We start from the raw sequence: 21,188 nt of genomic DNA, 5'->3' as shown, positions 1-21,188 counted from the left end.
CGGCGTCGCGGCGGCGCTCGATGAACAGCGGGTGAATCTCGTGATCAAGCACCTAAAAGCATAGACAATCATCTATGCTTTTAGTGTTCGAGCGAAACGAGGAACCATGCGACCAGCATCCGAGGGCCAATTGCCCCTCAACGATCCCGATAACGTGCTTCACCGCAGCGCGGAGCGGCTAGCCACGCAGTACGCCGGGTTGGTGAGCGAAGAGACCATCGAACGAACCCTCTTCGAGTCGTACGCCTCGCTCGCGCGCACCGCGAAGGTCTCCACTCATCTCCCGAGCTTGGCTTACCGCTTTGCTCATGACCGGCTCGCCGCTCTCGCGCAGGCCAAGGGAGTCATCCCGAAGCCGGTTCCCGAAGTGCTCTTCGTGTGCGTACAGAACTCTGGGCGCTCGCAGATGGCCGCAGCCTGGTTGCGGGAACTCGGCAAGGACCGAGTGCACGTACGATCCGCAGGGTCTGAGCCCGGAGGGGCGATTCTCGCGAGCGTCGTCGAAGCTATGGCCGAGGTCGACCTCGACCTCGGGGAGGACTTTCCGAAGCCCCTCACCGACGACGTCGTGCGTGCTGCCGACGTAGTCATCACCATGGGGTGTGGCGACGCGTGCCCGATCTACCCCGGCAAGCGATACCTCGACTGGCAGCTCACCGATCCAGCCGAGCTCGATGGTGCCGGCGTGCGCCGCGTGCGTGATGAGATCCGCGCCCGCGTGGAGGAATTGCTGCGGGAGATCGCCCCGTAACCCCACACGCTGGTTTCGGCTGCTCTAGCCGAACGCTTCCACAATGGGACGAAACTTGAGTTCCGTCTCGGCGAGCTCCTTCTTGGCGTCGGAGCCGGCAACTATTCCGGCGCCGGCATACGCGGTAATGCGCGCGTCGCTGACGTGGGCACAGCGCAACGCAACGGCCCACTCGCCGTTGCCGTGGGCATCCACCCAGCCAACCGGGCCGGCGTAGCGGCCGCGGTCGAAGCCTTCGAGCTCGTCGATCAGCCGGATGGCGTCAGGCGTCGGCGTGCCAGCGACAGCGGCGGTGGGGTGCAAGATTCCAATGAGGTCGAGCCCGCTGGAGCGCTGACTGAGTTGCCCCTCAATGTCAGTCGCGAGGTGCCACAGGTTGGGCAATTGCAAGGCAAAGGGCTCGGATGCCGCGTGCAGTTCGCTGCAGAGCGGCGCGAGCGCATCCATCACGCTGGCCAGCGCAAGCGCATGCTCTTTCTGATCTTTGGGCGAGCTCATCAAGGTTCCGGCGGCGCGCCCGTCGGAGATGCGGTCGTCGCCGCGCGCGGCACTGCCGGCGAGCACGCGGGCGCTGACGGCCCCGTTCTGCACGCGCACGAGAGTTTCGGGGCTTGAGCCAATGAGGCCATCGACCGCGAAAGTGAAGGTGTCGGGATAGCGATTGGCGAGCGACGTGATGGGCAAGCGCAGGTCGGCGTCGGCGGGCAGTTCGGCGCTTTGGTCGCGAGCGATCACGATCTTGGCGGCGGCGCCCCGAGAGATTTCGCGCAGCGCTGCTTTCACCGTCTTGGTGAAGTTCTTGGTGCTCATCTCGCCGGGCGCAAAGTCGAGATGCACTTGCTCACCAGCGGGCTCGTGCGGCCCGTCGGGTAGACCGTCGGAGGTGCCGGGTAGACCGTTCGTCTCGCCAGTGGCGATCGTGGTGACCCATTGAATGCCGTCGCGGCTACCGATGACGATGCGCGGCACGATGAGAACGCTAACGGAATCGGAGGAGTCGGCGAAGGCGAAGCTTCCGAGCGCGACGAGTCCCGTTCCTGGACGCTTGACGCTGTCGTGCACGATCGCGGTGCGCGCGAGCTCGCTCCACGCGGCTGCTGCGGCGGTGAACCGGTCGGCACCACGGAACTCGAGGCGCAGCAGTTCACCGACGCCCACAAGGCCCTCGCCGTCGCGCACAAAAGCGAGCGGATGCTGGGGCGTGACCCAGTCGAGAAGGCGATCAACGGCGGCGGTGGGGCGAGTGACGATGCTGAGTACATCGTGGGTGCTAGCCATCGTTCTGTCTCCGATTCTGCCCGTGTACGGACCGCTCTGTAGCCCCTGTGTGCCCCACAAGTATCAGAGTACCTGTCAGTTGCGGCCCAGAAAGTGAGCATCGGCTCTGAGCGCCCTAGACTAAAGGGGTGGGTAAGGCTGACATGAACAAGCGACCGGAAGACGTAGCCGGAATGTTCGACGGTGTCGCAAAACATTACGACCGTACGAACAACGTGCTCTCGGCCGGTAACGCACTGCTGTGGCGGGCTGCCACGGTACGTGCTGTTGCTCCGGCGGCGGGGGAGCGCATCCTCGATATTGCGGCGGGAACGGGCACCAGTTCTGCTGCTCTTCACCGTAACGGTGCTCGCGTCGTCGGCCTCGACTTTTCCACAGGCATGGTCGAGCAGGCTCGCAAGCGCCACAAGAAGATCGAGTTCATCCAGGGCGACGCTCAGCAGTTGCCGTTCGGCGACAACGAGTTCGACGCGGTCACGATCAGCTTCGGTCTGCGCAACATCAACGACCCTCGCGCAGCGCTCTCCGAAATGTACCGCGTGCTCAAGCCCGGTGGCCGTCTGGTAATCACCGAATTCTCGAAGCCCCCTGTCGCGATCGTTCGCGCTGGGTACTTCACCTATCTCAATCGCGTGATGCCGATCATCGCCGATCGCTCAAGCTCCAACCCCGAGGCGTACACCTACCTTGCGGAATCGATTCGTGAGTGGCCTGATCAGGGCGAACTCAGTCAGTGGATCCGGGCTGCCGGTTTCACTCGTGTTGCGTACCGCAACCTCACCGCCGGCATCGTGGCGATGCACCGTGGGCGCAAGCCCGTTGATGCCACTGTGCTTGCTTCGGTTGCCAAGCGCAAGGGAAATGCCACTCGTCCGATCACGACGATCAAGCCGGCAAAAACCAACTCAGACGTCAAACCGAAGCCGTAGCGCTTCGCAAAAGAAACCGGTTAATTAGTGAACCCGAGCGTTCCACCTGCTCGTCGCAGCAACACTCTGAGCTCCTCCCTGGGGCTCGGGGAGAAACTCTTCGCCTCAAGCGATGAGCGTCGTTTTGCGACGGCAATTGAAAAGGGGCTTGACGAGGTCGAAGCGGGCTTGCTCTCGCACATGGGCTTCGCCGACGAGATTGCGGATGCCACGAGCCGTTACCTGCTCGAAGCGGGCGGCAAGCGCGTGCGCCCCGTGCTCGCGCTGCTCACCGCTCAACTCGGTGACGGCAATAACGCTGACGTGGTCACGGCCGCTCAAGCCGTAGAGATCACTCACCTCGCTTCGCTTTACCACGACGACGTCATGGACGAGGCTCAGTTGCGCCGCGGCGTTCCGAGTGCTCAAAACGTGTGGGGCAACTCGGTCGCGATCCTCACCGGCGACCTGCTGTTCGCGCGAGCGAGCAAGCTCATTGCCGGCTTGGGGTCCGAGGCGCTCATCCTGCAGTCGAACACTTTCGAGCGACTCTGCCTGGGGCAGCTTCACGAGACTCTGGGGCCGAAGCCCGACGAAAACCCCGTCGAGCATTACCTGCAAGTGTTAGCCGACAAGACCGGTTCGCTCATCGCGACAGCCGCCGAGGTGGGGGTCATGTTCTCGAACGCGCCCAAGGAGTACACGGTTCCCGTGCGCGATTTTGGCGAGAAGATCGGTGTTGCATTCCAGCTCATCGATGACGTCATTGATCTCTCGGCCGAGACAGGCAAGACCGGCAAGAAGGCCGGAACAGATCTGCGCAGCGGTGTTGCGACCTTGCCACTGTTGTACCTACGCGAGCTCGCCCTCACCGATAGCGATGCTGCCGAATTGCTTACCCGCATCGAGCGCGACGTGAACGCCAATTTCTATGGTGAAGGCGACGAAGCCGCTATCGAGGCTGCGGTCACCGATCTGCGTGAGCATGCGGTGACGAAGAAAACTTTGGACGAAGCCCGCCGCTGGGGTCGCGAAGCAGTGGAAGCCCTCGCGCCGCTACCGAGTGGTTCGGTCAAGAAAGCCCTGACGCGCTTTGCCGAAAGCATCGTCGAACGCTCCAACTAGTACGCCAACTCGCCCGCGCCCCGGGCGCACCGAGATGAACGGAAACGACAACTGATGAGCAAGCTACGACTCGCCATTGTTGGCGCTGGCCCCGCCGGAATCTACGCCGCTGACATCCTGCTGAAGGCAGAGCGCCAGTTCGACGTATCGATTGACCTCTTCGAGCAACTTCCTGCGCCGTATGGTCTCGTGCGCTATGGCGTTGCCCCCGATCATCCGCGCATCAAGGGCATCGTCAACGCCCTGCGCGATGTACTCGACACCGGCAACATCCGCCTCTTTGGCAACGTCACCTACGGGCGCGACATCACGCTTGACGACCTCAAAAAGCACTACAACGCGGTCATCTTCTCGACCGGTTCGGTGCGGGATGCTCCGCTACCGATTCCCGGAATCGATTTGCCGGGCAGCCATGGCGCCGCCGACTTCGTCAGCTGGTACGACGGCCACCCCGACTACCCGCGCGAGTGGACCCTCGACGCGAAAGAGACCGCCGTGATCGGCAACGGAAACGTTGCGCTCGACGTCGCCAGAATGCTCGCTAAGCACGCGGATGACCTCCTGTCGACCGAGATTCCGGCCAACGTTTACGAAGGCCTCAAAGCAAGCCCTGTGACCGACGTGCACGTCTTCGGCCGCCGCGGACCCATGCAAGTGAAATTCACGCCGCTCGAGCTGCGCGAACTCGGCGAACTCAACGACGTCGACATGGTCGTTTACGAAGAGGACTTCGACTACGACGACGCATCGAGAGCCGCAATCGAGTCGAACAAGCAGATCATGGTGCTTGACCGCATCTTCACGAAGTGGCGCGGCGAAGAAAAGGGCAACGCCTCGCGTCGCTTGCACTTGCACTTCTATGCCGGCCCCGTCGAGGTGCTCGGCAGCGACCGTGTTGAAGGTTTCCGCTACGAGCGCACCAAGCCCGACGGCCAGGGCGGAGTCGTCGGCACCGGCGAGTTCCGCGAGATCGCGGTGCAGAGCCTGTACCGCGCTGTTGGTTACTTCGGGTCGCCGCTCGACGGCATCCCGTTCGATGAGAACCGCGGAGTCATTCCAAACCGCGAAGGCCAAGTCATTGACGACAACGACGAGCAGGTTCACGGCGTCTACGCAACGGGCTGGATCAAGCGTGGTCCCGTTGGCCTCATCGGTCACACCAAGTCTGATGCGATGGAAACCATCAAGCACGTCATGAACGACCAAGCCAACTGGTGGAGCCCCGAGAACCCCGACGAGCAGGCTGTCGTTGACCTCCTGAACAGCCGTGACGTTGAGTACACGAACCTGCAGGGGTGGCAGTCGCTGGATGCCCACGAAATCGCTCTGGGCGAGGCTGAGGGCCGTGCGCGCATCAAGCTGGTTGACCGCGACGACATGCTTGCAGCATCCAAGGCGACTGACGCGGAGTAGAGCGGAGGCTCTGAACGGGGCTATCGCAGCAGTAGCGGTGCAGCAGTTTCTGCCGCACCGCTAGCGAACGGCTACTGAACCGCGGCGGTGAGGCGCGCCAGGTTGTCGAGAACCTTGGAAGCTCTCGGGCGCTTCATCCACTCCTCAAGAGTGAGCTCGCGGCTGACGCTGCGATATTCGTCTTCGAGGGTGCGCATGTCGGCGATGAATTCGGCGCCGCGCACCATCACAGAGATTTCAAGATTGAGGCTGAAGGAGCGCATGTCCATGTTGCTCGAGCCGATCACCGCGACCTGATCATCGATCGTGAAGTGCTTGGCGTGCAACACCGTCGGTTTGGGAAACAGCCAAATCTTCACGCCCGCCTTCAGTAGTGTCTCGTAGTAGCTGCGCTGAGCATGGTAGACGAGCGCCTGATCGCCCACTTCAGAGACGAACAGCTGAACATCGAGCCCGCTCTGCGCGGCGGTCGTGATCGCGTAGAGCATCGAATCATCCGGCACAAAGTAAGGGCTCGTGATGATGACGCGACGTTGGGCGGCGTAGAGCAGCGAATTGAATAGCCTGAGGTTGTTCTCGCCCTCGAATCCCGGACCGCTCGGCACCACTTGGGCATCGAGACTCGCAGGGGAGCTGGCTTCGAGCGCAAGATTGCCTTCCCGCACGAGCAGTTCATCCGTCTCGCTGTACCAGTCCGTGATGAAGAGCGCGTTGATTCCCGACACGATGGGCCCCTCGAAGCGCACCATGAGGTCTTTCCACTGCAGGCCGCGCTTGAGGTTGGAGCGCTTGTTGTACGAAGAGTCGACCATGTTTTGAGAACCGGTGAATGCGACGTTTCCATCGATGATGAGAATCTTGCGGTGGTTGCGCAGATCGGGGCGCTGGAACTTCCACTTGAGTGGTTGAACTGGCAGCATGACGTGCCAGTCGACGCCAATTTTTTTGAGGTGACGGATGGTGGAAAGATAGCCGGGAGCCCGTAGCGAAGCGATGTGGTCGAGAAGCACTCGCACGCGTACGCCGCGCGTGACCGCCCGTTCGAGGGCGTCGAAGAACGGTCGCGTCGTGTCGTCGAGGCTCAGAATGTAGAACTCGACGTGCACAAAATGTGCGGCCGTGTCGACTTCAGCGGTCATCGCTTCGAGCGACTCCGCGTAGCGAGAGTGCAGCGTGGCCGCATTGCCACCGACAAGAGGCATCGCGCCGAGGGTGCGGTTGAGCTCGACGACGGGCTCAAGCCAGGATGGCCAAGGCTGATCTTGTTTGACCTGATCCATGCCCTCCGTCGACTCGACGATGAACTGGTTGATCTCGGACTGTTTGTCGCGGCGACCTTTGGGAAGTCGGCGGCTACCAAAAATGAGAAACAGCAGCACGCCCACGTAGGGAATGAAGAAGATGGCGAGCAGCCAGGCCATCGCTGTCTGTGGCCGCCGGTTGCGGGGCACATAAATGATCGACAGCACTCGAATCGCAAAGTCGATGACGACGAGAGCAGTAGCGAGAACCGCCGTAAAGCTAAAGTCGATGCTGCCCAAGTCCATGGGCGAAGTCTAACGAACCGGAGTTGCCGAGAGCACTAGCGGAAGTTGACGAACTGCAGAGCTACTTCGAGGTCTTTTCCCTTGAGGAGCGCCATTGTGGCTTGCAAATCGTCGCGGCTCTTCGACTGCACGCGAAGCTCATCACCCTGGATCTGAGACTTCACGCTCTTGGGGCCTTCGTCGCGGATGATCTTGGAGATCTTTTTGGCGTCTTCAGAGGAGATGCCGTTCTTCAGGCTGATCTCGATGCGGTATTCCTTGCCGCTGGGGAAGGGCTCACCGGCATCTAGACTGCGCAGCGAGATGCCTCGCTTGATGAACTTGGCTTCCAGCACTTCAAGAACGGCTTTGACGCGCTCTTCGGCGCTTGCCTTGAGGAGAAGCTTGTCGCCCGTCCATTCGACCGAGGCGCCGACGCCCTTGAAGTCGTAGCGCTGAGCGAGCTCTTTCTGCGCCTGGTTGACGGCGTTTTCCGCCTCCATCTGGTCAACTTTGCTCACAATGTCAAACGAAGAATCAGCCATATCCCTATGCTACCCGGGCGACGCCACGATCTCTCGCAGGCAAGTTTTGCCGAAGTGGTCACACGGCGCCCAGATTCCTTGTATCCTTGTCCAGCGCGTTCGGTCAGATGAATACATGTGGCCGGAGGCGTCCTGGCGAGTTACCCAAGTGGCCAAAGGGATCTGACTGTAAATCAGACTGCTTCGCATTCGGGGGTTCGAATCCCTCACTCGCCACCACTTGTTTGGTAGGCCCCGCGCACAGTGTGGGGCCTTTCGTGAATAATGGGCGCGTGAACCCAACTCCTTCTCCCGAGATCGCACCCTTTCGTCGTCGGCTAGCGGAGTTTGTGGACTCAGCCCCCGTACAGAACGTTGTTCTGGGGGTCATCGTGGTCAATGCGGTCATTATCGCTCTGGCCACGACCGCAGACGAAGGCACCACCACCTACGACGTGCTTCACTTTCTTGACTCGATTGCGCTTGTCGTGTTCGTGATCGAGCTCGTCCTCAAGTTCATTTCTTACGGGCCCAAGCGGTTCTTCACAGATGGCTGGACAGTCTTCGACTTCATCGTGGTCGCTATCGCGCTTGTGCCCAGCTCTGGACCACTTTCCGTTCTTCGCGCACTTCGTGTGCTGCGCATCCTGCGCGTGATTAAGTTTCTTCCGCAAGTGCGGATGGTCGTTGAGGCGCTACTGCGGTCGTTCCCTGGTATTGGTGCGATCGCTCTATTGATGTCGCTCGTTTTCTTTGTCGCGGCCGTCATGTCGACGGAGCTATTCGGCGACCAATTCCCCGAATGGTTCGGCTCCATCGGTAAGTCGACGTACTCGCTATTCCAGATCATGACGCTCGAAAGCTGGTCGATGGGAATCGTGCGACCGATCATGGAAGTGATGCCGATGGCGTGGATGTTCTTTGTTCCGTTCATCCTGATCGCCGCGTTCATCACGCTCAACCTCTTCATAGCGGTCATCGTCGACACGATGCAGTCACTGCGCATCGAGCGTGAGGAAGCACTTCACGCGGAGCAGGAGCGCGTTGATCCGCCGGTCGCGCTCGAACTGAACAATGATGAGCTCGCTCACGTGATCCGCAGTCTGGGACGACTCACTTCAGCCCCTCGCGTACGACCAGAGGTATTGCGGATGTGGGGCGTCGACAACGCAGAGGCCCTGCGGGAAGACGTGCAGCGTGTGCAAAGCGCGCTCGCCGGAAGCCACGAGCTCTCTCATGCGGACTGGGCGAAAGCCTTGTTTGCTGCCGATCTGGCTCTCGTCGCGGGCATGCCGCACAGCTCGGTGCCTCGCGAGCGGCTCGCTGCTGACGAGGCTGCTCTAGCGCTCTCGCGGGCTCTTCGTTCACGGCTCGAAGCGCATGAACTTGCGGTGAGCGAACCGTAGGCTTCGCGACGCTCGGCCGGCAAGCTTTGGCTCTGGGCACGGGCAGTGTTTGGCACGTCGTGGCACCAGCGGTTATTCAGAAATGTGGGGCATGATTGAAACGGTTATCGGTGCGGGTAGACCACTTAAAAAAGGTCTGGTAACTAGACCACTTGCACGCTAACCTTTATAAATCTGTTACCCGCGCAACCCGACCTGCGTGGGGCTAGTACCCGAATTTTGCATTCACACCTAGCAGGTGAATCGCGTGGAGGAGAAGAATGCTGCTGACGAGCGCTTACGCCGCAGTGTCGTTCCCCTCCCGCCACCTAGGGCTCGCTTGATGAGCCGCGACTTTCCGTTTTCGCCCCAGCCGGGAGTGGGGGAGAACCCTCCCCTCACTCGCAAAGAGATGCGCGAGCGCGAGCGCCAAGCGCAGCAGTCCAGTCGTAAGAAGTCGAGTGCGAGACACCCCAAGGCTGCGCCAGCGGCTCCCGTCGTGGGAGACCTCTTCAGTTCACGTTCGAACGCCGAGGGTGAGGTTGCGCCCACCGTCGCTATCGAGCCCACTGCAGCGCTGCCGAGCCGCCGTTCGATGCGTAACAAGCACGTCGTCGCTGAGACGCCGGCCATTCCGGTGGCGCCGACTCCCGCGCCGGCAAGCGTTGTTGCACCGGCTCCGGGCGCTCCCACGGTGTCTGAGCGGCTCTTCACTGCTCCGATTGCAACAGTGGGCGCGCCCACTGCAGGCAGCCTGCCCGACGCCGATTCCGCCAGCATTCGTGCGGATGAACCTCTCGACCTCCTCGGGATCACCCCCAGCACTGTGGTGGTTTCTTCTCACGACGGCGCTACGGCAGAGACACTCAGTTCACCCGTAGCGTCATCCGCGACGCGTAAGCGTTCTAAGCCCGTCAAGGTCACCAAGCAAGGCAAGGCTGCCAAGGCCGCCAAGCCCGCCCGAGATTCGCGGCACATCACCGCGCCGACCGCCCCACGGTCTCGCAAGAAGAGCGGCTCCACCGTAAAGTCGAAGCGCGTGTGGGTGTCGCGCAAAGCTCTCGCCCCGAGCAGCTCAAGTGGTTCTCGAAGCAAGCGTTCGACATCCAAGGCCCTGTCGTTCGTAGCGGCACTGTTTGCGTTTCCGATTATGGTCGGAGTGTCGATTCCCTCGAACGTGTTCGTGAACGCCGACACTGCGCCTATCGCCGCTGGGGCGCCTGCCACCGATGTGGCCGCAGTGAGTGCCGCTCCCGGCGCCGCGCAGTCTCTTGAGGTCTCTGATGATGTGGAGAGCGACGTTGCGGCTCACGACAACATCAAGGTGATTTCCTACGCCGAAGTGCTCGCGCTCAAGTATGCCGGAGTGAGTTACGAGTACAACGCGACGACCGGTGCCGTCCGTTGGCCGTTCCCGTATTCGGTACCCATCACCGACGGTTTCGGTGATCGTGTCGGCGGTTTCCATAAGGGAACAGACTTCGCCGCGGCATCCGGCACCCCCATTTATGCGATCGCCGATGGCACGGTTGAGCTCATTCAAGCTGACTGGTCCGGGTACGGATATCACGCCGTGATTTCGCACACCATCAATGGCCAGCAGGTCACAAGCCTCTATGCGCACATGATTACGGACTCAAGCCCCATCGTGGTCGGTCAAGAGATCAAGGCCGGCGATTTCGTTGGACTCGTCGGTGAAACTGGCATCGCTTATGGTGCTCATTTGCACTTCGAGATTCACCTGGATGATGTTCCTGTCGACCCCTACGCGTGGCTTACGGCCAATGCGGTCAACTAATCTCACTTCGCGAGCACTTTTAGGCCAAAAGCGTACGTAGAGGCCTTAAACGGGTGCTAGTCTCTTACGGTGCCAATTGCGCGTTCTGCGCTTTTGTGTGCCCCCTTAGCTCATTGGTAGAGCACTTCCTTGGTAAGGAAGAGGTAATGGGTCCGATTCCCATAGGGGGCTCGTTCATCCACTGGGATGACGTGGCTGAGTAGCTCAGTTGGTGAGAGCGCACGACTCATAATCGTGAGGTCGCGGGTTCGAATCCCGCCTCAGCTACCGTGTGTTGTTTCAGGGAATCTGGTGTCCCTTCTTTGCCGCCGCCGTCGGCAGCAGTGCGTGTGGGGTGAACTCCCTCGTCAGCCTCCACGCGAAGCGCGCGGTCGAGTCGCGCGTCGTTTCTCGCACAGCGACCAATTGTGAACAACGAACCTGAACCACCGGCCCACATCTTGCATTCTCTTGGTCGTTTCATAGAAAACTGTGGTTTTCTGTCAAAACGGCGCTGTAATTGGTCTACCGCTGGATTTGCCCCTGTTCCTGAACACCAACTGAATGAGGAAAACGCTTGATGAAGCTGAGCCTTCGCCCACGCTTCGCGCGCGGTCCGTCCATGGATCGAGTTATCACCGCGCCGACGCTGGTCACCGATCGTCTCACTCTGCGCCCGCATCGCATCGACGACGCTTCGCGCTGGTACGAAATTCAGTCGTCTCCCGACGTCCACAAGTTCACATCGTGGCCCGAACGTTCGCGGCCCGAATCATATGCTCACCTGCTTCACCGCACCAAGCACACCAAACTGCTTCAAGCTAACGACTTTCTCGCACTCGCCATCGAACGCGACGGCCAACTCATTGGCGACGTTTCGCTTCACCTTCGCTCGGTAGCCCTCTCGAGCCGCACTGCCGAGATCAGCTGGATTCTGCATCCGGATGCCTACGGCCAGGGCTACGCTCGCGAAGCAGCAGAAGCCATGATGGAGTTCGCCTTCACCGAAGCAAACATCCAGTGGCTCGTTGCCGTCATCGACGAAACTAACGAAGCCTCCATTGGCCTTGCCAAACGACTCGGCTTTCGGGCCATGGCTCGCGACGGTACCGACTTGTCGTTCGTGGCGGGCAGCCTGCGAGCTTAAGCTCTCCAGCACGATTCTCAAATGAATTGTGCCCCCAACATCCGCAGCAATTTACGTGCTGTTTACAGAACCGGAATCCCCGCGACAAGTTCGTGTCAGTCGCTGTGTCAGTATTCAGTGAATACGAAGAAGCACGTACACAACGAAGACAGCGGTTCGGTGAATTCATGCTCAGAGGCGACGCTCGACTCACCCTCACCCCGCCGCTGCGCCTGCCGTCCATGCGCACCACGCGCCTTCTGCTTCGCCCACACCGCATGGCGGACGCCGAGCGGTGGCATGAGCTGCAATCGAACCCCCAAGTGAGCCAATACACGGCATGGCCGCAACGCACTCGCCGTTCAGCGCTGCGGCAGCTGAAACGACGAACGCGACAAACCCAACTGCACCGGGTGGATGACGTACTCGCCGTGGCCATCGAACGTGACGGTGAATTGGTGGGAGAAGTCAGTCTGCAATTGCGCTCGCTCACGACGATGACACGATGTCTTGAGGTGAGCTGGATTGTTCACCCCGCGCATCAAGGCCAAGGCATCGGGTACGAGGCGATGCGCCCCCTCCTCGCTTACGCGCGAACCCACATCCGCGCTCTGCTGCTCGTGGCGGTGGTTCACCCGGCCAACGCCGCCTCGGTGGCGCTCGCTCACAAGCTCAACCTTCATCCGCTGCTGGGCACAGCCGATCGCACCGTCTTCGTCGGCAGCAATGCGCCGCTGGCCGCCGTAGCCCCGTAGCGCCGTAGCCCCGTAGCCGTCGTATCCTCGTTGCCCCGGAAACCAGCGTGGCGTGCGAGGCGGGGTTCCTGAGGGAGAGGTGCGTCGCAGAAAAGAAATGCCCCGCAGCTGATGCTGCGGGGCATTTCTTGTTCGCACCGAAGCGCGAAGAGTGTGCGCCGTTCGGGTCGGCAGTCACACGGGACTAGATGCGAACGAGTGCCTTGCCGATGTTGGCGCCCTTCATGAGGCCGTTGAAGGCATCCAGAGCGTTGTCGATGCCGTCGGTGATGGTCTCGTCGTATGCGATCTTGCCGGCGCCGAGCCATCCCTGCATTGCTTCAGCGAATTGAGGGGCGAGGTGGAAGTAGGCGCCCATCGTGAAGCCCTTAATGGTGAGGCCGCGGGTGACAATGTTGGCGGTGTTCTTGATGCCGTGGTCGCCAGAACTGATCAACGACATGACACCGCAGATGGCGGCGCGGCCACCATCGTTGAAGGCGCCGAGCGCTGCGGAGAGGTGGTCGCCTCCGACGTTGTCGAAATAGACATCGATTCCGTCGGGTGCGGCGGCGGCGAGCTGGCCGTCGATGTCGCCATCCTTGTAGTTGAACGCGGCGTCGTAGCCGTACTTGCTCGTGAGAAGTTCAACCTTCTCGGCCGTTCCTGCGCTGCCCACGACGCGCGCGGCGCCGAGCTGGCGAGCAATCTGGCCCACCATCGTTCCAACTCCGCCGGCTGCACCGGAAACGAAGACGGTGTCGCCTTCCTTGATCTGGGCGATCTGTGTGAGGCCCGTCCAGGCCGTGATGCCGGTGAGGCCGAGAACGCTCAGGAAGAGCGAGGGCGAGACGCCGGGGATGTTGGGCAGAGCCGTGAACTGCTCGGCGGGGCCCTGCGAAATGTCGCGCCATCCGAGTTGGTGCTGAACGAGCGTACCGACGGGCAGGGCCTCGACGGTGGATTCGATAACTTCACCAACAGCGGCACCGGTCATGGTCTCGCCGAGGTTGTAAGGAGCGACGTACGAGCGGCCCTCGTTCATGCGACCACGCATGTAGGGGTCGACGGAGAGGAACGAGTTGCGAACGCGAACGTCACCCTCAGCGAGCTCGGGAAGTTCGATCTCGACCTTGACGACGTTCTCGGTGGTGGGCTCGCCGGTGGGGCGAGAGGCGAGCTGCCATTGGATGCTGGTGGTCATGTGATGCTCCTTGAAATAGTAAAAGTGGTGAAAGTGAAAAGAGTGAGGGCGTTACGACTTGTCGGCGACGATGCGCTCAGCGACCTCGACAGACGAGGCAGGGTTCTGGCCGGTGTAGAGCTGACCATCGACAACCACGTAGGAGGCGAACGGCTCGGGGGCCTTCGAATACTCCGCTCCGAGCTCAACCAGGCGGGTTTCGACGAGCCACTTGGCCTTGTCGGCGAGGCCGCCGATTTCTTCTTCGCTGTTGGCAAAGCCGGTCATCTTGCGACCCTTGAGTACCCAGTCCCCGGTCTTTGTGTCGTTGGCGGCGAGCAACGCGGCGGGGGCGTGGCAGAGCACGCCGAGAGTTGTGTTGGACTTCACAGCCTCCACGATCAGCTGGCCGGAGTCATCGTCGACCGCAAGGTCTTCCATGGGGCCGTGGCCACCCGGGTAGAAGATCACGTCGTAGTCACCGGCGTTGACAGCATCCAAGCGAAGCGGATGCTGCAACACGGGTTGCAGGTCGGCGATGCGTGATTCGAATTCTGCGACGCGCTCGGCGGAACCGACGCCACCCTCGCTGAGGCTGACGGCGTCAAAAGTGGGGGCGACACCGGCGGGGCTCGCGAGTTGAACCTTCCAGCCAGCCTCGGTGAAAATGCGGTACGGCTCAAGGAATTCTTCTGCCCAGACACCAGTGGGGTGTTGGGTTCCATCGGCGAGCGTCCAGTGCGATGCGGCCGAGAGGACCATAAGTACGTTTGTCATAAAAGCTCCTTACCGAAGATGTTGATTCGCTTACCAAACCAATTGGTTCGACATTATGTCGGCGTGTAGGCTAAGTCAAACCAAAGGGTTCGATTTGGAGGAGTTTGGTGGTTTCAACAGAAATGCCGCGTGATCAACTCCGCGGCCGTGAAACAAAACAGCGCGTCCTTGAGGCAGCGGCGGCAGAATTCGCCGAGTACGGTGTTGCCGGTGCGCGCATCAACCGCATCGCAGAAACGGCAAAAGCCAGCAAGGAACGCATCTACGCCTGGTTCGGCGACAAAGACGCGCTCTTCGACCACGTCATGCAAACCGGTCTCGACCGCCTCGCCCACGCGGTGCCGATCGACGCCGATCTCGTGGAGTACACCGTGCGACTGCACAACTACTTCGTCAACGACCCCTCAGCCGAACGCGTCGCCATGTGGGCCTGGCTGCACGATGCGGCCACCCTCGGCTCCTTTTCTGAAGGGCGCGTCGAGGGCTACCGCCACAAACTCGAAGTGATCGCTGACGCTCAAGAACGCGGCGTCGTTGACTCCTCGTGGAAGCCTGAAGAGTTACTTGCTCTCCTGCTCGCGGTCGCGAGCAACTGGGAGCGCGCGCCGGCAGAACTGCGCTCCATCGGATGCTCTGAGTACGCAGAAAGCGACGAGGCTCGGAGTGCTTCGGTGCGTCAGGCAGCGCAACGACTCGTGGAGCCGCGCGGCTAGAGCGCGAGCATCCTGCGGCGCCCTGTCTGCGGCGGGAAGCGGCCGCTACTCTGGAGGCCGACTCGTGCTCGACCGCACGATGAGCTCGTAGTCGATCGGGGAGTTCTCGGGAATCTCCGGGTGCTTGCCCGGCACGAGAAGGCTCATCAGTATGTCGACCGCGTGCTCGCCCTGCGCTTGCGGGGACTGTGAAACTGTCGTGAGCCCGAAGAACTCAGAGAGCTCGTGGCCGTCGATACCCATGATCGAGATGTCGCGAGGCACGACGAGACCGAGATCTCGCGCGGCCAGAATGCACCCGATAGCCATCTCGTCGGACGATGCAAAGATCGCGGTCGGGCGGTGCAACGGATTGCCAAGAAGCTGCTTGGCAGCGTGGTAGCCACCCTGAATGGTGAAGTCGGCCGTAGCGAAGTACTCGGGTCGAGGCTCGATACCGGCTTCGTGCAGAGCCGCTTCGTAGCCGCGGCGACGATTCGTCGGGATGTGAAACTCAAGATCGAAGTCTTCTGAGCCACCAATGTGGGCGATCTTGGTGTGACCGAGGGCCAGCAAGTGGGCGGTGGCAAGGCTCGATACCGCGTCGTCATCCAGCGTGAGGGTTCGCACGCCATCAATCGGTCCACCGACACCAACGGCGGGCCGGTCGAGGGCGTGCAGCCGCTCGACCTCGGCGGCGGAGAGCTTCAGTGACACCGTGATGATGCCGTCGATGCGCTTGCGCTGCAAGAACTCGTCGAACACTTTCTCGCGCTCGGCAACGCTGCCCGAGAGGTTGTAGAGAGTCACGTCGTACCCGTGGCGCATCAGGGCCTGCTGGGCGCCTTCAACAACCGAGGTGAAGAACCAGCGCGTGAGATACGGCACCATGAGCCCGACATTTTTCGTGCGCCCGGATGCCAGACTCGACGCGCTTGACGAGACAACGTAATCGAGTGCCGCCGCGGCTTCGGCGACCTTGAGCCGGGATGCCGCGGAGACCGGACCATTTCCGCTGAGCGCTCGCGACACCGTCGCCGTGGAGACTCCCGCGCGCTCGGCAACGTCTTCGATGCTTGCCATCAGTTGCCCTCCATTGGATGCGAACGAGATCGGATGCCGTTCAGAGCGGCCTCGCCGCTGCTGATTCTAGCGACCGGCATCCAGTCCCGGCTATTCGGTACTCGACCGGTTCAGGCCCGCAGCCACACGGTCGTGTCGGCGGGCAACTCGGAATCGGCGAGGGGAGTGCTGGCCAGCAGCACGTCACCGGCGGGCAGCGGCACTGCGGTGTCGCCGGTATTGGCGTAGACGGCGACATCGCCGCTGCGGAAGGCGAGCACTGCTTCGGAGCCAGATTCGAGCCATTCGAGCTCACCGCTGGCCAGCTCGTGAGCGCGGCGAAGGGCGAGAGCGTGACGGTACAGCGAGAGTGTTGAGGTGTCGTCGTGGCGTTGAATATCGCGGGCGAGAGTTGCCCATTCGGCGGGTTGCGGCAACCACGCGGCATCCGAGGGTCCGAAACCGTACGAGGGCGAAGCAGCCTCCCACGGAATCGGCACACGGCACCCGTCGCGACCGTACCGTTCACCGTTGGTGCGGAACCAAGTGGGGTCTTGGCGGGCCTCGTCGGGGAGATCGATGACCTCGGGCAGCCCGAGTTCTTCTCCCTGATAGATATACGCGCTGCCCGGAAGGGCAAGCATGAGCGCGCTCGCGGCACGAGCACGGCGAAGGCCGAGTTCAGGAATCGGTAGCCCGGCCGAGCGCGGCCCGATGCCGTGACCCTGCGGGTTTTCGGCGGTCAGTGCGAGACGCGACGCGTGGCGCACAACATCGTGGTTCGAGAGAACCCACGTGCTGGGGGCTTCGACCGCGGAGAACGCGCTGATTGACGCGTCGATCACGGAACGCAGCGGGCCGGCAGCCCACGGCGTCTCGAGGTACGGAAAGTTGAAGGCCTGATGCATTTCATCGGGGCGCACCCACTTGGCCATGTCGGTGAGCGGGTCGACCCACGCTTCAGCGGCAAGGATGCGCTCACCCTCGTAGCTATCGAGAATCTCGCGCCACTCCCGGTAGATCTCGTGAACGCCGTCTTGCGCCCAGAACGGCGCGCGGGTTGCGGCGTTGTCGGCATCCGTCGTGCCGGCGCCGCCCATGCTGCCGCCGGCGAGCGGGGCAGTCCAGTCGGGAAGGCCGTCAGCCTTGATCATGCCGTGGGCGACATCCACCCGGAAACCGTCAACGCCACGATCGAGCCAGAAGCGCAACACGTCGCCGAACTGATCGCGAACCCAGCGGTTCTCCCAGTTGAAGTCGGGCTGGGTGCTGTCGAAGAGGTGCAGGTACCACTGCCCGGGCGTGCCATCGGGGTTCGTGGTGCGGGTCCACGCGTCGCCGCCGAACACCGACTGCCAGTTGTTGGGCGGCAGCTCGCCATTTTCGCCGAGACCATCGCGGAACATGTAGCGATCGCGCTCGGGGCTGCCGGGGCCCGCGGCAAGTGCTTCGTGGAACCACGGATGCTCGCTCGACGAGTGATTGGGCACGAGGTCAACGATCACGCGCAGTCCCAGCTCGTGGGCGCGACTCGTCATCGAGTCGAAGTCGTCGAGCGTGCCAAAGAGAGGATCGACGTCGCAGTAATCCGCGACGTCGTAGCCGGCATCCTTCTGTGGCGAGGTGTAGAACGGCGAGAGCCAGACGGCATCGATGCCTAGCTCAGCGAGCTCCGAGAGGCGGTCGCGGATGCCGAGCAAATCGCCCATCCCGTCACCGTTCGCGTCGGCGAATGACCGCGGGTAGATCTGATAAATCACTGCGGAACGCCACCATTCGGTGTGCGGGAGCACGGAAGTCATAGCCGCCACACTATCGCGATTCGCGTCAGAATCTAAGCGCTTCCACATCGTTCTCCCCAATTCTTCCTCCGAAACATCCCGAACTTCCGGAAGAGATGCTTGCTCAATGCTGTCTATAAGAGGTATACATGGAAGCGCTTGCAGTTTGCAATGCTTTCACTGACGAAAGGCAGCCACCAATGAAGGTGACCAAGAGAGGACTGTGGGCCGTAGGCGCGCTCACCGTTACTGCATCCCTCGTTTTGACCGGATGCACAGCAGCATCTGACGACGCAAACAACGCCGCCGGAACCGGCGAAGCGCTAACCGTCTGGGTTGACGCCGACCGCGCCGCCGTGCTGAAAGACGCCGCGGCCGACTTCACCGCTGAGACCGGAGTCGAGGTCAAGCTCGTTCAAAAAGAGTTCGGTGACATTCGCGACCAGTTCGTCGCGCAAGTGCCCACCGGCAAGGGACCGGACATTGTGATCGGCGCCCACGACTGGCTCGGCACGTTCGTGACCAACGGTGTCGTCGCTCCCGTTGAGCTTGGCGACAAGGCTGACGACTTTCAAGCAGTCGGCGTCACGGCCATGAGCTACGAAGGCCAGGTCTACGGTGTCCCATACTCAATCGAGAACATTGCGCTCGTGCGCAACACTGCCCTCGCTCCCAGCACCCCTGCGACCTTCGACGAGATGGTCACGATGGGCGAAGCTGCCGGAACCGAGTACCCGTTCTTGGTCGGCCTCGACCCTGAAGCGGCTGATCCGTACCACCTTTACCCCTTCCAGACCTCGTTCGGTGCTCCCGTATTCGGCACCGACGCAGACGGAGGGTACGACGCTGAAGCGCTCGAAATCGGCAACGCTGGCGGTGACGAGTTCGCCGCCTGGCTCGCGGAACAGGGTGCAGCAGGAGTGCTCAACACGAACATCACTGGCGATCTTGCCAAAGAGAAGTTCGTCGCAGGCGAGGCACCCTTCTACCTGACCGGACCGTGGAACGTTCCCGCCGCCGTCGAAGCAGGCATCGACGTGGCGATCGACCCGATCCCCTCCGCCGGGGGAGAAGACGCTCAGCCCTTCGTAGGCGTGCAGGGCTTCTTCGTCAGCGCCAAGAGCGAGAACGCTCTGGCCGCCAACGAGTTCATCGTGAACTACATGGGCAGCGAAGAAGTGCAGACCGCACTCTTTGAAGTCGGCGGTCGCGCACCGGCACTCACGGCATCCTTCGAAGCGGCTAGCGCTGACCCGATCGTTGCCGGCTTCGGCACCGTCGGTGAGAACGCCGTACCCATGCCCTCGATTCCCGCCATGGGAGCCGTGTGGGAGTTCTGGGGCGTAACCGAAGCCGCCATCATCAACGGTGGTGACCCCACTTCGCTCTGGCAGAAGATGTCGGGCGACATTCAAACCGCTATCGCTGGATAGCGCACGGTGGCCGTCCGTCTGCAAGCGGGCGGCCACTTCCTTCCCCCTTTACTTTCTCGCCGTACAAGCGAACCCCACGTCTTCAACGGAGAACCCTCGTGACGACTTCCCCTCAGACTGACCCCGGACCCCTCCGGCAGTCAGCCCGCTCCAAACGAGCAACCAGAATTGCGGATGCCGCCTCCGGTGGCTGGAAAGTCGTCGCCGCCAAAATTCTCGGCCTCGGTGTCGTCGACGCCATCGCGATCTACTCGCTCTTTGTGCTCGTGCGCAGCGAATCGTGGCTTGTTGCCGGCCTTGTCGCCGCTGTGACGTTGCTCGTCAACTGGATCTACTTCTCCCGCGGCAAGCTGCCCGCCAAGTACCTGGCACCCGGCTTAATCTTTCTCGCGATCTTCCAGATTTTTGTGTTGCTCTACTCGGGCTATATCGCCTTCACGAACTACGGCACGGGCCACAACTCCACCAAAGAAGATGCGGTCAACGCGCTGTTGCTCTCGTCTCAAAACCGAGTCGAGGACTCACCCAGCTACAAGCTGACGGTGCTTGAGCAGCTGGGCGAAATCTCCTTCCTCGTTACCGAACCCGATGGCAGCGTGAGCATCGGTGGCAATGAGCGCCCCCTTGAAGACGTGCGTAACGCGCAGCTCGAGGGCGGAGTCGCCGTCGGGCTCAACGGCTACACCTCGCTCGGCTTCCAAGACATCATCGCGAAGCAAACCGAGATCGCCGCCATCAGCGTGCCCCTCACCGACGACCCCAACGACGGAATGCTGCGCACCCCAGACGGGTCGAGCGCCTTCCTCTACACCTCCTCGCTCGAGTACGACGAGGCCGCGGGCACGATGCGTGACACGAACTCCGGCACCGTCTACTCCGATATCGGCACGGGTGCCTTCACCTCGGATGCCGGCCAAGAGCTGCTGCCGGGATGGAAAATTGATGTCGGCTTCGACAACTTCATTCGCGCATTCAGTGAGGAATCCATCCGTGGTCCGCTGATTAGCGTGACGGTGTGGACGTTCGCGTTTGCCTTCCTTTCGGTGTTCACGACCTTCGCGCTCGGGCTGTTCTTGGCGATCGTGTTCAACGACAAACGGATGAAGAGCCGCAAGTACTACCGGATCATCATGATCTTGCCGTACGCCTTCCCGGGCTTCCTCTCGGCGCTCGTCTGGGCCGGAATGATGAACCAAGAGTTCGGCTTCATCAACACGGTGCTCTTGGGCGGGGCCGAAGTGCCGTGGCTCACAAACGAGTGGCTAGCCAAGGGCTCGGTGCTGTTCGTGAACCTGTGGCTGGGCTTCCCATACATGTTCTTGGTGACGACGGGCGCGCTGCAGGCGATTCCCGAAGAGCTCACCGAAGCCGCGACGGTGGATGGCGCGAAGCCCTGGGCGATCTTCAGATTCGTGAAGTTACCGCTGCTTCTAGTCTCAGTCGCACCGCTGTTGATCTCCTCGTTCGCGTTCAACTTCAACAACTTCAACCTCATCTACATGCTCACCAATGGCGGGCCGCGCGATGTCTCCGCGGGCGTGAATGTTGGTGCCACGGACATCCTGATTTCGATGGTCTACAAGGTTGCCTTCGTGGGAGCCAACCGAGATTACGGCTTGGCGAGTGCCTTCGCGATCATCATCTTCATTCTGGTGGCGGGTATTTCGATCATCAGTTTCCGTCGAACCAAGTCGCTTGAGGAGTTGAACTGAG

General features: G+C 61.5%; 18 protein-coding genes and 3 tRNA genes. 14 read left to right on the top strand and 7 right to left on the bottom strand.

Features of this window, described 5'->3' with window-relative positions:
- Positions 1–106 precede the first annotated feature (106 nt).
- The gene (locus ACR3YK_RS03780) at positions 107–751 is read left to right on the top strand and encodes an arsenate reductase ArsC (protein ID WP_486175900.1); all 645 of its coding nucleotides are present in this window, start codon (positions 107–109) and stop codon (positions 749–751) included.
- Between the two features lie 24 nt (positions 752–775).
- Here the strand turns inward: ACR3YK_RS03780 and ACR3YK_RS03775 are convergent, their stop codons facing one another.
- A complete protein-coding gene (locus tag ACR3YK_RS03775; RefSeq protein ID WP_486175899.1) occupies positions 776–2,029 on the bottom strand; it encodes an isochorismate synthase in 1,254 nt (417 codons plus the stop codon).
- Between the two features lie 128 nt (positions 2,030–2,157).
- Here ACR3YK_RS03775 and ubiE point away from each other — a divergent pair, with 128 nt between their 5' ends.
- The 3 genes from ubiE to ACR3YK_RS03760 are packed head-to-tail and all read left to right on the top strand — an operon-like array spanning position 2,158 to position 5,475.
- A complete protein-coding gene (ubiE, locus tag ACR3YK_RS03770; protein ID WP_486175898.1) occupies positions 2,158–2,958 on the top strand; it encodes a bifunctional demethylmenaquinone methyltransferase/2-methoxy-6-polyprenyl-1,4-benzoquinol methylase UbiE in 801 nt (266 codons plus the stop codon).
- 27 nt (positions 2,959–2,985) lie between these two features.
- Positions 2,986–4,062 (top strand): polyprenyl synthetase family protein, encoded by a 1,077-nt coding sequence (locus ACR3YK_RS03765; protein ID WP_486175897.1) that lies wholly within the window; start codon positions 2,986–2,988, stop codon positions 4,060–4,062.
- A gap of 54 nt (positions 4,063–4,116) precedes the next feature.
- Positions 4,117–5,475 carry an FAD-dependent oxidoreductase gene (locus ACR3YK_RS03760; RefSeq protein ID WP_486175896.1) on the top strand — a complete coding sequence of 453 codons (1,359 nt, stop codon included), beginning with the start codon at positions 4,117–4,119 and terminating at the stop codon, positions 5,473–5,475.
- A gap of 71 nt (positions 5,476–5,546) precedes the next feature.
- On the opposite strand, the gene cls is transcribed toward ACR3YK_RS03760, so the two are convergent.
- Both cls and ACR3YK_RS03750 read right to left on the bottom strand, forming a co-directional pair.
- A complete protein-coding gene (gene cls / locus ACR3YK_RS03755) occupies positions 5,547–7,022 on the bottom strand; it encodes a cardiolipin synthase (protein WP_486175895.1) in 1,476 nt (491 codons plus the stop codon).
- 35 nt (positions 7,023–7,057) lie between these two features.
- Complete coding sequence (locus tag ACR3YK_RS03750) at positions 7,058–7,546, bottom strand: YajQ family cyclic di-GMP-binding protein (protein ID WP_486175894.1); 489 nt, start codon at positions 7,544–7,546, stop codon at positions 7,058–7,060.
- 134 nt (positions 7,547–7,680) lie between these two features.
- Between ACR3YK_RS03750 and ACR3YK_RS03745 the strand changes: the two genes are divergently transcribed.
- The 7 genes from ACR3YK_RS03745 to ACR3YK_RS03715 all read left to right on the top strand — a co-directional run bounded on the left by ACR3YK_RS03745 (position 7,681) and on the right by ACR3YK_RS03715 (position 12,568).
- Positions 7,681–7,765, top strand: a tRNA-Tyr gene (locus ACR3YK_RS03745).
- Positions 7,766–7,818: 53 nt separating this feature from the next.
- On the top strand, positions 7,819–8,931 hold the full coding sequence (locus tag ACR3YK_RS03740) for an ion transporter (RefSeq protein ID WP_486175893.1): 1,113 nt from the start codon (positions 7,819–7,821) through the stop codon (positions 8,929–8,931).
- A 322-nt stretch (positions 8,932–9,253) separates the two neighbouring features.
- The gene (locus ACR3YK_RS03735) at positions 9,254–10,708 is read left to right on the top strand and encodes a M23 family metallopeptidase (protein WP_486175892.1); all 1,455 of its coding nucleotides are present in this window, start codon (positions 9,254–9,256) and stop codon (positions 10,706–10,708) included.
- A gap of 99 nt (positions 10,709–10,807) precedes the next feature.
- A tRNA-Thr gene (locus tag ACR3YK_RS03730) sits at positions 10,808–10,879 on the top strand.
- 22 nt (positions 10,880–10,901) lie between these two features.
- Positions 10,902–10,975 (top strand) — tRNA-Met (locus ACR3YK_RS03725).
- A gap of 334 nt (positions 10,976–11,309) precedes the next feature.
- Complete coding sequence (locus tag ACR3YK_RS03720; RefSeq protein ID WP_486175891.1) at positions 11,310–11,834, top strand: GNAT family N-acetyltransferase; 525 nt, start codon at positions 11,310–11,312, stop codon at positions 11,832–11,834.
- Between the two features lie 167 nt (positions 11,835–12,001).
- A complete protein-coding gene (locus ACR3YK_RS03715) occupies positions 12,002–12,568 on the top strand; it encodes a GNAT family N-acetyltransferase (RefSeq protein ID WP_486175890.1) in 567 nt (188 codons plus the stop codon).
- A gap of 184 nt (positions 12,569–12,752) precedes the next feature.
- Here the strand turns inward: ACR3YK_RS03715 and ACR3YK_RS03710 are convergent, their stop codons facing one another.
- Both ACR3YK_RS03710 and ACR3YK_RS03705 read right to left on the bottom strand, forming a co-directional pair.
- Positions 12,753–13,751, bottom strand: a complete 999-nt coding sequence (locus ACR3YK_RS03710; RefSeq protein ID WP_486175889.1) for an NADP-dependent oxidoreductase — start codon at positions 13,749–13,751, stop codon at positions 12,753–12,755.
- 51 nt (positions 13,752–13,802) lie between these two features.
- Positions 13,803–14,507, bottom strand: coding sequence for a type 1 glutamine amidotransferase domain-containing protein (locus ACR3YK_RS03705; RefSeq protein ID WP_486175888.1), 705 nt, complete (start codon positions 14,505–14,507; stop codon positions 13,803–13,805).
- 107 nt (positions 14,508–14,614) lie between these two features.
- Here ACR3YK_RS03705 and ACR3YK_RS03700 point away from each other — a divergent pair, with 107 nt between their 5' ends.
- On the top strand, positions 14,615–15,220 hold the full coding sequence (locus ACR3YK_RS03700) for a TetR/AcrR family transcriptional regulator (RefSeq protein ID WP_486175887.1): 606 nt from the start codon (positions 14,615–14,617) through the stop codon (positions 15,218–15,220).
- A 45-nt stretch (positions 15,221–15,265) separates the two neighbouring features.
- On the opposite strand, the gene ACR3YK_RS03695 is transcribed toward ACR3YK_RS03700, so the two are convergent.
- On the bottom strand, positions 15,266–16,282 hold the full coding sequence (locus ACR3YK_RS03695) for a LacI family DNA-binding transcriptional regulator (RefSeq protein WP_486175886.1): 1,017 nt from the start codon (positions 16,280–16,282) through the stop codon (positions 15,266–15,268).
- 110 nt (positions 16,283–16,392) lie between these two features.
- Complete coding sequence (locus tag ACR3YK_RS03690) at positions 16,393–18,063, bottom strand: glycoside hydrolase family 13 protein (protein WP_486175885.1); 1,671 nt, start codon at positions 18,061–18,063, stop codon at positions 16,393–16,395.
- 179 nt (positions 18,064–18,242) lie between these two features.
- On the opposite strand from ACR3YK_RS03690, the gene ACR3YK_RS03685 reads away from it, so the two are divergent.
- Both ACR3YK_RS03685 and ACR3YK_RS03680 read left to right on the top strand, forming a co-directional pair.
- A complete protein-coding gene (locus ACR3YK_RS03685) occupies positions 18,243–19,475 on the top strand; it encodes a sugar ABC transporter substrate-binding protein (RefSeq protein ID WP_486175884.1) in 1,233 nt (410 codons plus the stop codon).
- Between the two features lie 98 nt (positions 19,476–19,573).
- Complete coding sequence (locus ACR3YK_RS03680) at positions 19,574–21,187, top strand: ABC transporter permease subunit (protein ID WP_486175883.1); 1,614 nt, start codon at positions 19,574–19,576, stop codon at positions 21,185–21,187.
- Position 21,188 lies beyond the last annotated feature (1 nt).

The sequence above is a fragment of the Salinibacterium sp. 10G20-15 genome, assembly GCF_057365065.1.
This window is presented reverse-complemented; position numbering and strand designations above follow the sequence as displayed.

Excerpts from the sequence above, each read along its gene's own strand:
- cls (WP_486175895.1), bottom strand. The coding sequence starts at position 7,022 with ATGGACTTGGGCAGCATCGACTTTAGCTTTACGGCGGTTCTCGCTACT.
- ACR3YK_RS03685 (WP_486175884.1), top strand. The coding sequence starts at position 18,243 with ATGAAGGTGACCAAGAGAGGACTGTGGGCCGTAGGCGCGCTCACCGTT.
- ACR3YK_RS03735 (WP_486175892.1), top strand. The coding sequence starts at position 9,254 with ATGAGCCGCGACTTTCCGTTTTCGCCCCAGCCGGGAGTGGGGGAGAAC.
- ACR3YK_RS03760 (WP_486175896.1), top strand. The coding sequence starts at position 4,117 with ATGAGCAAGCTACGACTCGCCATTGTTGGCGCTGGCCCCGCCGGAATC.
- ACR3YK_RS03705 (WP_486175888.1), bottom strand. The coding sequence starts at position 14,507 with ATGACAAACGTACTTATGGTCCTCTCGGCCGCATCGCACTGGACGCTC.
- ACR3YK_RS03695 (WP_486175886.1), bottom strand. The coding sequence starts at position 16,282 with ATGGCAAGCATCGAAGACGTTGCCGAGCGCGCGGGAGTCTCCACGGCG.
- ACR3YK_RS03715 (WP_486175890.1), top strand. The coding sequence starts at position 12,002 with ATGCTCAGAGGCGACGCTCGACTCACCCTCACCCCGCCGCTGCGCCTG.
- ACR3YK_RS03780 (WP_486175900.1), top strand. The coding sequence starts at position 107 with ATGCGACCAGCATCCGAGGGCCAATTGCCCCTCAACGATCCCGATAAC.
- ACR3YK_RS03750 (WP_486175894.1), bottom strand. The coding sequence starts at position 7,546 with ATGGCTGATTCTTCGTTTGACATTGTGAGCAAAGTTGACCAGATGGAG.
- ACR3YK_RS03775 (WP_486175899.1), bottom strand. The coding sequence starts at position 2,029 with ATGGCTAGCACCCACGATGTACTCAGCATCGTCACTCGCCCCACCGCC.
- ACR3YK_RS03720 (WP_486175891.1), top strand. The coding sequence starts at position 11,310 with ATGGATCGAGTTATCACCGCGCCGACGCTGGTCACCGATCGTCTCACT.
- ACR3YK_RS03690 (WP_486175885.1), bottom strand. The coding sequence starts at position 18,063 with ATGACTTCCGTGCTCCCGCACACCGAATGGTGGCGTTCCGCAGTGATT.
- ACR3YK_RS03710 (WP_486175889.1), bottom strand. The coding sequence starts at position 13,751 with ATGACCACCAGCATCCAATGGCAGCTCGCCTCTCGCCCCACCGGCGAG.